Source organism: Streptomyces sp. MB09-01 (genome assembly GCF_033794505.1).
Classification (GTDB): domain Bacteria; phylum Actinomycetota; class Actinomycetes; order Streptomycetales; family Streptomycetaceae; genus Streptomyces.
Genome location: NZ_JARAYQ010000254.1, coordinates 1 through 11,622 on the forward strand (window position 1 = coordinate 1; position 11,622 = coordinate 11,622).

At 70.6% G+C, this 11,622-nt stretch carries 8 protein-coding genes; 1 reads left to right on the plus strand and 7 read right to left on the minus strand.

The window, feature by feature from the left end:
• The 7 genes from PV721_RS35135 to PV721_RS35165 all read right to left on the minus strand — a co-directional run.
• The coding region (locus tag PV721_RS35135) for an alpha-amylase family glycosyl hydrolase (protein ID WP_416371248.1) at positions 1-1,883 on the minus strand (1,883 nt) is incomplete at its 3' end.
• 101 nt (positions 1,884-1,984) lie between these two features.
• Positions 1,985-3,712 (minus strand): carbohydrate-binding module family 20 domain-containing protein, encoded by a 1,728-nt coding sequence (locus PV721_RS35140; RefSeq protein ID WP_319731587.1) that lies wholly within the window; start codon positions 3,710-3,712, stop codon positions 1,985-1,987.
• A 475-nt stretch (positions 3,713-4,187) separates the two neighbouring features.
• Positions 4,188-5,189, minus strand: a complete 1,002-nt coding sequence (locus PV721_RS35145) for a LacI family DNA-binding transcriptional regulator (protein ID WP_319731589.1) — start codon at positions 5,187-5,189, stop codon at positions 4,188-4,190.
• Positions 5,186-6,835, minus strand: coding sequence for a glycoside hydrolase family 13 protein (locus PV721_RS35150; protein ID WP_319731591.1), 1,650 nt, complete (start codon positions 6,833-6,835; stop codon positions 5,186-5,188). The genes PV721_RS35145 and PV721_RS35150 overlap by 4 nt, the downstream gene beginning before the upstream one ends.
• Positions 6,836-6,882: 47 nt before the next feature.
• On the minus strand, positions 6,883-7,725 hold the full coding sequence (locus PV721_RS35155; RefSeq protein ID WP_319731593.1) for a carbohydrate ABC transporter permease: 843 nt from the start codon (positions 7,723-7,725) through the stop codon (positions 6,883-6,885).
• A 2-nt stretch (positions 7,726-7,727) separates the two neighbouring features.
• A complete protein-coding gene (locus PV721_RS35160; protein WP_319731595.1) occupies positions 7,728-8,768 on the minus strand; it encodes a sugar ABC transporter permease in 1,041 nt (346 codons plus the stop codon).
• Positions 8,769-8,775: 7 nt separating this feature from the next.
• Complete coding sequence (locus tag PV721_RS35165; RefSeq protein ID WP_319731597.1) at positions 8,776-10,047, minus strand: extracellular solute-binding protein; 1,272 nt, start codon at positions 10,045-10,047, stop codon at positions 8,776-8,778.
• A gap of 222 nt (positions 10,048-10,269) precedes the next feature.
• Here PV721_RS35165 and PV721_RS35170 point away from each other — a divergent pair.
• A partial coding sequence (locus tag PV721_RS35170) for an alpha-amylase family glycosyl hydrolase (protein ID WP_319731599.1) occupies positions 10,270-11,622 on the plus strand: 1,353 nt, incomplete at its 3' end.

An 11,622-nucleotide genomic window follows, 5' to 3' on the forward strand; every position in this document is an offset into this window, starting at 1 on the left:
ATAAGGTTTTTTTTCTTTTTTGTGGGCTCGGAGTTGGTTTTAAGGGACAGGGCCCGGGGGGGGGCGACGGCCTGGAGGACCACCGAGCCGGAGGCGGGGACGACGACGGTGAGCTTGCCCGCCGCGGAGGCCCGGACCAGGGCGGTGCCGCCGTAGAGGGTGCGGTACTGGGCGCCGGCCGGGGCGTCGATCTCGACGGTGCGGGAGTCGGCTCCGTTGTTGGCGGCGACCAGGTACTCGGTGCGGCTGCGGGCGTCGGTGCGTGCGAAGGCGTAGACGGAGCCGTCGGCGAGGCGTTCGCTCTGGATGCCGTCGCGCAGGGCGGGGTGGGCCTTGGTCAGCTTCGCGAGAGCACTGATCTGCTTGTAGAGCGGGTGCTCCGGATCGTAGGCATCGCTCGCATGCGTGCGTGCCGTTCCGAGCTGGTCGTCGTCCAGGTAGTCGGCGACCTGCGAGGCGAAGAGCGGCTGGCGGGCGTCCTTGTCGCCGCCCGCACCCGTGAAGCCCTGCTCGTCACCGGAGTAGACGACCGGGTTGCCCCGGGAGAGGAACATCAGCTCGTTGGCCAGCCGGTAGCGGTCCAGCAGCTCCTGCTCCCCCGCGCCCGGCCGGTCCTGCTTCAGGAAGGTGCCGAAGCGGCCCATGTCGTGGTTGCCCAGGAACGTGACCTGCTCGTAGGCGTTGGCCTTGTCGCTGGTGTACCGGTAGTCGTCGCCCAGGACGGAGGCGAGCCGGCCGGCTCCCGCGCCCTGGGAGGCGTACGCGCGGATCGCGTCCTGCAGCGGGAAGTCGAGGGTGGCGTCGAGGCGCCCGCGGGTCACGTACGGGGAGGTGACGGCGGTGTCGGCGGAGTAGACCTCGCCGAACATGAAGAAGTCGTCACGGCCGCGCTTCGCCGCGTACTGGTCGAGGGCGGTCGCCCACTGCGTCCAGAACTCGGTGTTGACGTGCTTGACGGTGTCGATCCGGAAGCCGTCGATGCCGAAGTCCTTGACCCACTTCTCGTAGATCTTCTCCATCCCGTCGACGACCTCGGGACGCTCGGTCCACAGGTCGTCGAGGCCGAAGAAGTCGCCCTGGTCGGAGGATTCGCCGGCGAAGGTGGAGTCGCCCCGGTTGTGGTACATCGTCGGGTCGTTGAGCCAGGCGGGGACCTTGAGGTTCTTCTTCGCGTCCGGCACGAACGGGGTCCTCGGGAAGGACTTCCCGTCCACCTTGGGGAACTTCCCCTTCCCGTCGGCGTAGTCCTTGTCGTCGAAGGGCACGCCGTCCTTCGTCAGGTACGGGAACGCCCCCTTCGAGAGGTACGAGTAGGAGGCCTCCCGGTAGTCGACGACGTCGGCGGTGTGGTTGGTGATGACGTCGAAGAAGACCTTCATCCCCTTCCCGTGCGCCGTGTCGATCAGCCGCTCCAGGTCGGCGTTGGTGCCGAAGTGCGGGTCGACCTGGGTGAAGTCGGTGATCCAGTAGCCGTGGTAGCCGGCGGAGACGTCCTCGCCTTTGCCCTGCACCGGCTGGTTCTTGAAGATCGGCGCCATCCAGATGGCAGTGGTGCCGAGCCTCTTGATGTAGTCCAGCCGGTCGGTGAGCCCTTTGAGGTCGCCGCCCTGGTAGAAGCCCTTGTCGGTCGGGTCCAGTCCGGTGTCCAGGCGGGAGCCGGTCAGGCCGCCCCGGTCGTTGCGCGGGTCGCCGTTCGCGAACCGGTCCGGGAGCACGAAGTAGAACTGCTCCCGGGTCAGGTCGTGCCGGGCCGGCTCGGCGGCCAGCTTCGCGTCCGAGGGCGGGGAGGGCGGCTTCGCGGCGGCAGCGGCCGCGGCGGGGAGGGCGGGCAGGAGCGTCACGGCCAGGGCGGCGGCGAGCACTCCTGCGGCAGGGCGTATCAAGGCGGATCTCCTTGTGTACGGGTCGCGTGTCGCATGGATGAGGACCACCCGGCGGTGGCGGGGAGAAAGTGCCGGGCGGCCCTGGTCGGTGGAGCGGCGGCTCAGTTGCGCCAGGTGTCGGTCAGCGTGACCTTGCCGCTCGCGGGGACGGTGGCGGTACGGTTCGCGCCGCTCTCCCAGGTGACGTTGCCGGCGGCGTCCTTGCGGACGTACTTGTACGCGAAGGACGTGCCGGCCGGGAGGGTGACGTCGAGCTTCCAGACGGGGTACGCCGCCGGGTCGAGCTTGGGGGCCGTGGCCGGGTTCCAGGCGCCGAGCTCGGCCCGGTCGCCGACGACGTGGATGTTCTGGCCGGGGACGGTGGTGGCGTTGACGGCGAAGGAGGCGCCGGAGGTGGCCGACGGCGGCGGGGTCGTACCGCCGGAGCAGGTACGGGCGCCCGTGTGCAGGGCGAGGGCGGTACCGGCGGGGAGGGTGGCGGTAACCTGGCCGGCGGAGTTCACGGTGACCGTGCGGTTGTTCTGCACGTCGCAGTAGTCGCCGGCCGCCAGGGAGGTCTGGAAGGTACGGGTGAGGGCCGAGCCCTCGTGGTTGAGGGCGACGTACGCCTTGCTGCCGCGCCCGAAGGCGATCTGGTCGCCGCCGTTGTCCCACCAGTTGGTGACGGACTGGCCGCGGGCCGCGTTGCGGAAGGCGACCATGGAGGAGATCTCCCGCCAGGCGTGCTGGCACTTCCAGCCGTCGGCGTAACAGGCGCTCACCGCGCCGCCGTTCGGCGGGCCGGCGTCCTTGTCGGTCCACTCGTAGCCGGAGTGCACGTCCGGGGAGCCGTAGGGCCAGGCCAGCATGAAGACGTTGGCGAGGGTGTAGGCGGAACCGTCCTTGTAGCCGAGGGTGTCGCCGACGCGCTCGGTGTCGTGGTTGTCGACGAAGACCCCGGCCTGGCCGCTGGGCATGTGGCCCCAGGCCTCGCCGAAGTTCTTCAGGTGGGCGAGGTTCTCGTTCTGGAAGACCCGCTTGAGGTCCCGGGCGTACCGGAACTCCTGCACGTCCCCGCTGCCCAGGTACTCGCTCGGCGAGACGGCCTCGCCGGCGCCGTGTATCGCCTCCTGCTTCCAGTAGGCGCCGGGGTTCGTCAGCCGGGACTTGATGTTGGCGAGGTCGGCGGCGGGCATGTGCTTGGCGGCGTCGATCCGGAAGCCGTCGACGCCGAGGGAGAGCAGGTCGTTGAGGTACCCGGCGATCCGGCCCCGCACGTAGTCCTCGCCGGTGTCCAGGTCGGCGAGCTGCACGAGCTCGCAGTTCTGGACGTTGGCGCGGTCCTGGTAGTTCGTGATGGTGGCCCGGCAGTCGTCCATGTCGGAACCGGAGTAGACGCCGGGGTAGTTGTACTTCGTGTACGAACTCCCGCCGGTCCCCGTGCCGTCGCCGGCGGCCATGTGGTTGATGACGGAGTCGGCGACGACCTTCACGCCGGCGGCGTGGCAGGTGTCGACCATGGCCTTGAAGGCGGTGCGGTCGCCGAGCCGGCCGGCGATCTTGTAGCTGACGGGCTGGTACGAAGTCCACCACTGGGGACCCTGGATGTGCTCCTGGGGAGGCGAGACCTGGACGTACCCGTAGCCGGCGGGCCCGAGCGCGTTGGTGCAGGCGGCGGCCACGGAGGCGAACTTCCACTCGAAGAGGACGGCGGTGACGTCCTTGTCGCCGGGCGCCGCGGCCTGTGCCTGCGGCGCTTGGGCGGTGAGGCTCGCGGCGGCGAGCAGGGCCGCGGCGACGGCGCCGGCGACTCCGGGGGCTCGTGCGGGTCTGGCGGCTCTGACAGACATGTGGGGGCCTCCTGGCGGGAGAGGTGGGGATTGCACGCGACCGTATGGGCCCGCCAACAGGCCTGCAATACCTTGCGCAAGAAATTGCAGAATTGTTTCTTCCATGTGTCCGCGCGGGAGTTGAGGCGAGGCTGCCGGATGCGCAGGCGCCGAACCCGCCGACCTGAGACCCGACCCCTCCAGCCCCCGCTCACACCGGCCGTACTGGTCATCGCCGGGTTCGGGCTCTAGGCCGGGCCGGGTCTGGCTGCACCGGGACACGGCCCCGGCGTGCCTGCCCGGCACCGAGGACGTCATGCTCCGCGTCGCAGGCGGCACGGTGGCTGCACCGGTCTTCGGCCTCGCCGGCGCGGACGGCACGAGGTGGGCACTCACCCGGGGGCAGCGGGAGCGGGGACGGGAGCCGGGAGCCGCCGGCGGCCCCCGCTCGCGAACGGGGGCCGGGGGGGGCGAGGACCCCGCCCCGCCGGGAGGACTACGGCGCCTGCGCCGTCGAGCCCCGGACCACCAGTTCCGGCTGGAAGACGTACTCCGTGCGCTGGACCGGGGTGCCCGAGACGGCCTCCAGGAGGGCGCCCACCGCTGCCGTCGCCATCGCGCGTACCGGCTGGCGGACCGTCGTCAGCGGCGGGTCCGTGAACGCGATCAGCGGGGAGTCGTCGAAGCCGACCACCGACACGTCCTGCGGCACCCGCAGGCCCCGCTCGCGCGCCGCGCGGATGACGCCCAGCGCCATCGGATCGCTGCCGCACACGATGCCCGTGCAGCCGCGGTCCAGCAGGGCCATGCCCGCCGCGTGGCCGCCCTCCACCGTGAACAGGGTCCGCTGGATCAGCCCCTCGGTCTCGGCCGACGGCACCGCGGCGAGGAACCCCTGCTCCTTGCGCGCCGACGGCACGTACCGCGTCGGGCCGATCGCCAGACCGATCCTCCGGTGGCCCAGGTCCTCCAGGTGCCGCACCGCCATGTCGGCCGCCGCCCGGTCGTCCGGGGAGACGAAGGGCGCGCTGATCTGCTCGTTGAAGCCGTTGATCAGCACGAAGGGGACCCCGCGCGCGGCGAGCCGCTGGTAGCGGGACGGGTCCGCGTGGGAGTCCGCGTGCAGGCCCGACAGGAAGACCATCCCGGTGACCCCGCGCTCCTCCAGCTGCTCCACCAGCTCGTCCTCGGTGGCCCCGCCCGGGGTCTGCGTGCACAGCACCGGCGTGTACCCGTGCCCGGCCAGCGCCTGCTCTATGACCTGCGCGAAGGCCGGGAAGATCGGGTTGGTGAGCTCCGGGATCAGCAGCCCGACCAGGCCGTTGCTGCGCCGCTTGAGCCGTACGGGCCGCTCGTAGCCCAGCAGGTCGAGCGCGGCCAGCACCTTGTGCCGGGTGCCGGCCGCGACGCCCGCCTTGCCGTTGAGCACGCGGCTGACGGTCGCCTCGCTGACCTGGGCCTGCGCGGCGATGTCCGTCAGCCTGAGGGGGGAGGTCACCCCGACGTCACCTGCCACCACACCGTGGTGTCGGCCGGCAGCACGCCGTCCTCGACCGTTGCGCCGCTGGACAGCAGGACCTCGCCGGCAACGGGGAACCGTACCGCCGTGCCGGTGGTGTTGGCGGTGCAGAGGAAGTCCCCGCGGCGGAAGACCAGGACGCCGACGGGAGCCTCCTGCCAGTCCACCGAATCGCCCGCGCCCAGGTCCGGGCGCTCGCGGCGCAGCCGCAGGGCGTCCCGGTACAGCTCCAGGGTGGAGGACGGGTCGCCGGTCTGCGCCTCTACGCTCAGCTCCGCCCAGGAGTCCGGCTGCGGGAGCCAGCTGCCGCCGGTGCCGAAGCCGTACGGGGCCTCCGTACCCGACCACGGGATGGGGACCCGGCAGCCGTCGCGGAAGCCGTCCTGGCCCGCCGCGCGGAAGAACGACGGATCCTGGCGGACCTCGTCCGGCAGGTCGGTGACGTCGGGCAGGCCGAGCTCCTCGCCCTGGTAGACGTACGCCGAACCGGGCAGCGCCAGCATCAGCAGGCTCGCCGCGCGGGCCCGCCGCAGACCGAGCTCGCGGTCGCCGGGCTCGCGCAGCTGGGTGCCGAGGCCGGCGGGGTTGGCGAAGCGGGTGGCGTGCCGGGTGACGTCGTGGTTGGACAGCACCCAGGTGGTGGGGGCTCCGACGGGGCGCATCGCGGCCAGCGAGCCGTCGATGACCTCGCGGAGTGCCGTCGCCTCCCAGTCGCTGGTCAGGTACTGGAAGTTGAACGCCTGCTGCATCTCGTCGGGGCGGACGTAGCGGGCGGTGCGTTCGACGGTCGGGGTCCATGCCTCGGCGACCAGGACGCGGTCGCCCTCGTACTCGTCGAGGATCCGGCGCCAGGAGCGGTATATCTCGTGGACGCCGTCCTGGTCGAAGAAGGGCATGACGTCGTTGCCGAGCAGCTTGAGCTGGTCCCTGGCACCGAGGTCCGGCAGGCCGGGCGCCTTGACCAGGCCGTGGGCGACGTCGACGCGGAAGCCGTCGGCGCCGAGGTCGAGCCAGAAGCGCAGGATCGAGCGGAACTCGTCCTGGACGGCCGGGTGCTCCCAGTTGAAGTCGGGCTGCTCGGGTGCGAAGAGGTGCAGGTACCACTCGCCGTCCGCGACACGGGTCCAGGCGGGCCCGCCGAAGATCGACTCCCAGTCGTTGGGCGGCAGTTCGCCGTCCTCACCCTTGCCGGGACGGAAGTGGAAGCGCTCCCGCAGCCGGGAACCGGGTCCTTCGCGCAGTGCCTGCTTGAACCATTCGTGCTGGTCGGAGCAGTGGTTCGGGACGAGGTCGACGATGATGCGCAGGCCCAGTCCGTGGGCCTCGCGGATCACGGCGTCGGCGTCGTGCAGGGTGCCGAACATCGGGTCGATGGCCCGGTAGTCGGCGACGTCGTAGCCGGCGTCGGCCTGCGGGGAGGCGTAGAAGGGGCTGAGCCAGACGGCGTCGACGCCCAGCTCCTTGAGGTAGGGCAGGCGGCTGCGGATGCCTTCGAGGTCCCCCATGCCGTCCCCGTTGGAGTCGGCGAAGCTGCGCGGATAGACCTGGTAGATCACCGCGTCTCTCCACCAGCCGGGCAGGGTGCCGGTGGAGGTGGGAAGTGCGTCGGCGAGGTGCTGGGTCATGTCGTCCTTGGAGAGGTCGGGCCGGTGATGCGGGAGCAGGCGGGTGGTCAGCCCTTGGTGGCGCCTGCGGTCATCCCGGCGACGAGGTGGCGCTGGGCGAATACGAAGAAGATCGCCGCGGGGATGGCGATGAGGACCGAAGCGGCGCTCATCGCACCCCAGTTGGAGGTGTACTGGGTGACGAAGGTCTGCAGGCCGCCGGCCAGCGTGAGGTTCTCCTCGCCGACCATGAAGGCGGAGGCGTACGCGACTTCGCCCCAGGCGGTGATGAAGGCGTAGAAGCCGGTGACGGCGAGACCGGGCTTGGCCAGCGGCAGGATCAGCCGCCAGAAGGTGCCGAAGGGGTTGAGCCCGTCGACCCGGCCGGATTCGTCGATCTCCACCGGGATGGTGTCGAAGAAGCCCTTCATCATCCAGGCACAGAACGGTACGGCGATGGTGAGGTAGGTGATGATCAGGCCGACCGGCTGGTTGAGCAGGCCGAGGTCGCCCATCAGGTTGTAGAGCGGCACGATGAGGATGGCCATGGGGAACATCTGCGTGATGAGCAGCGTCCACATGAGCGGCTTCATGCCGGGGAACTTGAAGCGGCTGACCGCGTATCCGGTGGTGGCGGCGATGAACACACCGAGGACGGTGGTGACGCCGGCGACCAGGACGGAGTTCCCGAACCAGCTGAGGAAGTGGCTCGACTCCAGCAGGTACGTGTAGTTGCCGAAGGACGGTTCCTTGATGAAATCCGTGGTGACCGCGTGCTCGGCGGGCTTGAGCGAGGTCAGCAGGATCCACAGCACCGGGAACACGGCGATGACGGACGCGCCGAGCAGGGTGAGGTGCAGGCCTGCGGAGGCGAGCGGCGAGCGGCTGCCCCGGGTACGAGCGTTGGTCATGGTCACCACACCTCTCCCTGCTTGCGCAGCGAGCGCCGGTAGACCAGCGCGAAGATCATGAGCAGGGCGAGGATCAGTACGCCCCACGTGGCGGAGCCGGCGAAGTCGCGCGGGCTCGACACGAACGCCTCGCGGAAGGCCTGGGTCACCAGGATCTCGGTGGAGTCGCCCGGTCCGCCGCGGGTGAGCAGGAAGATCACCGGGAACATGTTGAAGGTCCAGATGGTGGAGAGCAGGATCACCGTCATGCTCACCGCGCGGAGCCCGGGCAGCGTGATGTGCCGGAACCGCTGCCAGGCGCTCGCGCCGTCCATCTCGGCGGCCTCGTAGAGCTCACCGGGGATGGACTGCAGTCCGCCGAGCAGGGCGACCATCATGAACGGGACGCCGAGCCAGACGTTGACGGCGACGACCGAGAACTTGGCCCAGGTCGGGTCGTCGAGCCACGGGACCGCGGCGATGCCGCCGCCGTCGAGGATCTTGTTGAGGATGCCGTTGTCGCGGTTGAACAGGAACCGCCAGGCGAAGACCGAGACGAAGCCGGGGACGGCCCAGGGCAGGATCAGCGCCATCCGGTAGGCGGCGCGGCCCCGGAAGTCCCGGTTGAGCATGTTGGCCAGGACCAGGCCGAGCGTGAAGGTGATCGACACGCACGCGACGGTCCACACCACCGTCCACACCAGCCGCTGCAGGAACACCGGGTCGCTGAGCACGGCCGCGTAGTTGTCGAGTCCGACGAACTCGTACGTGGCCTCGATGTGGCGGGCGCCGATGGTGCGCGAGACGTTGCGCTCGTTGGCGTCGGTCAGCGACAGGTAGATGCCGCGGACCAGCGGCCAGCCGATGATCACGCCGAGGACGAGCACCACCGGGGCGATCATCGCCCAGGCGTACCAGTGGGTGGCGAGGGCGCGCCTCAGCCCGCCCTTGGTCCCACCCGGGGCCTTGCTGTCAGTCCTGCGGCTCAGGCCGCGGGCGGCGGCGTCGTTCTCGACGTCGTCGCCCGCGGCCTTCGCCACCGACTGGCTGGTGTGAGCAGCCATGGTTTCGTTACTTCCAGCCCTTGAGGATCTTGCGGAACTCGACGCCGGCCGCCTTGGCCGCGTCCTCCGGGCTCGAGGACCCGGTGATCGCCTTGGTGTATTCGACCTTCAGCGGCTCGAAGAGGGAGCCGTTCTCCGGGATCCAGGCGCGCTCCACGGCCTTGTCCACGGCCGGCTTGAAGAACTGGACCATCTCGCTGCCCTTGACGTCCGGCTGCTCGTAGGCGGCGGTACGGGTCGGGAGCAGGCTCAGGTCCTTGGCGGACTGCACCTGGACCTCCTGCGAGGTCATGTACTCGACGAAGGCGTGCGCGGCGGCGCGGTTCTTGGAACCGGCGTAGACGCCGAGGTCGTGGCCGCCCTGCGGAGCACCGGCCTTGACGGAGCCGGCCGGGACGGCGGCGACGCCGAGGTTGGCCTTGTCCTTGAACTGGTCACCGGCGTAGGTGTCGGCGACGGCCCACGGACCGTTGATCATCATGGCGGCCTCGCCGGACTTGAAGGCCGTCTGCATGTTGGTGTAGCCGTCCGTGGCGTTGGTGATCGCCGCGCCCGAGGAGACCAGGTCGCGGGCGGTCTTGAAGGCCTTGACGCCCGCCTCGTTGTCGACGGTGACCGTCTTGTTCTTCGCGTCGACGAGGTCGCCGCCCTCGCCGTAGATCAGCGGGAGGAACCAGTAGGAGTCGTCGCCGCGCAGGTAGAGGCCCGCCTTGCCGGACTTCGCCTTGATGGCGGCGGCGGCGCTCTTCAGCTCCTCCAGCGTCTTGGGGGGCTGGACGCCGGCGTCGGCGAGCATCTTCTTGTTGTAGAAGAGGCCGAGGGTGTCGATGACCTGCGGCACGGCGTAGGTCTTGCCCTCGTACTTGCCGCTGGCCGCGGCCTGCGGCAGGAACTCGGCGTCGACCTTCTTCGCCGTCTCGGCCGGTACCTCGTCGAGGTAGCCCAGCGAGGCGAAGTCCGCGACCCAGCCGACGTCGGCCCGGATCACGTCAGGCGCGTCGGAACCGCTGCTGAAGGCGTTCTTGACCTTGTTCTGCGCGTCGCCGTACGGGACGTTGACGTACTTGACGGTCACCTTCGGGTGCTTCGCTGTGAACGCCTCGGCGATCTTCTGGAAGCTGGCCTTCTCGGCGTCGTTCGAGGTGTCCCACCACGTGACCGTGCCGGAAAGCTCCCCGCCGGCCTTGACCTCGCCGTCGTCCTTGGTGTCACCGCCGCAAGCCGTCGCCGCGAGCGCCAGGGTCGCGACCAGCGCGGTGGCCGCTATGCCACGCCGCATATGAACTCCTTCGATGATCCCGGCCGCGCCCTCGCGGTCCCGAGTTGCCAGGAACGTAACAAGACTGAAAGAGGACCGAAAGACCTTGCGCAAACTTTCTGCAAGCGGAGGGGATCGTTACATCCGTGTGTCCGTACGGTTGCCGCAGCTTGCTGTTAGTTCGAGTCACCTTCGACTGCCCGGGCCCGCAACCAGGGGGCCTGTGCCCGCGTTGACCCCGATATGACCCACGAGTCGACGGCCGTCCAGCTTGCAAGCTCTTCCAGCAACGCGACCGCGAGCGGTGGCTGGTGGCGCGATGCAGTCATCTACCAGGTCTACGTGCGCTCCTTCGCCGACAGCGACGGCGACGGCGTCGGCGACCTGCGCGGGGTCCGCTCGCGCCTCCCCCACCTCGCCCGTCTCGGGGTCGACGCCGTGTGGCTCACCCCCTTCTACGTCTCCCCGCAGGCGGACGGCGGCTACGACGTCGCCGACTACCGGGCCGTCGACCCGCTCTTCGGGGACCTGTCCGACGCCGACGAGCTCGTCCACGCCGCGCACGAGCTGGGGCTGCGGGTCATCGTGGACGTGGTGCCGAACCACACCTCCGCGCAGCACCCGTGGTTCCGCGCCGCCCTCGCCGGGGATCCGGCGGCGCGGGCGCGCTACCTCTTCCGCCCGGGGCGGGGGGCCGACGGCTCGGAGCCCCCGAACGACTGGGAGTCGATCTTCGGCGGCCCGGCCTGGACCCGTGTCGCGGACGGCGAGTGGTACCTGCACCTCTTCGCCCCCGAGCAGCCGGACCTGGACTGGGACCACCCGGAGGTCGCCGCCGAATTCGCGTCCGTCCTGCGGTTCTGGCTCGACCTCGGCGTCGACGGCTTCCGCGTCGACGTGGCCCACGGCATGGTCAAGGCCCCGGGCCTGCCGGACATCGGCCGAGGCGCCCAGGCCACCCTGATCGGGACCGAACCGCTCCCCTTCTTCGACCAGGACGGGGTCCACGAGATCCACCGCGAGTGGCGCCGGCTCCTGGACTCCTACGAGGGCGACCGCATCGGCGTCGCCGAGGCCTGGGCCCCCACCTCCGAGCGCCTCGCCCTCTACGTCCGCCCCGACGAACTCCACCAGGCCTTCAACTTCCGGTTCCTCAATTGCCCGTGGGACCCCGCCGCGATGCGCACCGTCATCGACGAGTCCCTGGCCGCCACCACCTCGGTCGGCGCCCCGACGACGTGGGTGCTGTCCAACCACGACGTCGTGCGCCATGTGACCCGGTACGGGGGCGGAGCCCGCGGCCTGGCCCGGGCCCGGGCCGCCGCCCTGCTGATGCTGGCCCTCCCCGGCTCGGCCTACCTCTACCAGGGCGAGGAACTGGGCCTCCCGGAGGTCCTGGACCTCCCGGACGCATCCCGCCGCGACCCGGCCTTCCGCCGCGGGCGCCGCCGGCAGCTCCCCGAACCCCCGGCCGGGCCGGGCGCCGGCGACCGGCCGACCCCCGGAGTCCCGGCCGGGCCCACCGCCCAGGCCGGCCCGCAGGCCGAGGCCCCGAACCGGCCCGATGCCACCACCGAACCACAGGCCGCCCCGGCC

What these genes read in the sequence shown, in the direction of transcription:
- PV721_RS35140 (WP_319731587.1), bottom strand. Translation starts at nt 3,712, where the DNA reads ATGTCTGTCAGAGCCGCCAGACCCGCACGAGCCCCCGGAGTCGCCGGC.
- PV721_RS35150 (WP_319731591.1), bottom strand. Translation starts at nt 6,835, where the DNA reads ATGACCCAGCACCTCGCCGACGCACTTCCCACCTCCACCGGCACCCTG.
- PV721_RS35155 (WP_319731593.1), bottom strand. Translation starts at nt 7,725, where the DNA reads ATGACCAACGCTCGTACCCGGGGCAGCCGCTCGCCGCTCGCCTCCGCA.
- PV721_RS35160 (WP_319731595.1), bottom strand. Translation starts at nt 8,768, where the DNA reads ATGGCTGCTCACACCAGCCAGTCGGTGGCGAAGGCCGCGGGCGACGAC.
- PV721_RS35165 (WP_319731597.1), bottom strand. Translation starts at nt 10,047, where the DNA reads ATGCGGCGTGGCATAGCGGCCACCGCGCTGGTCGCGACCCTGGCGCTC.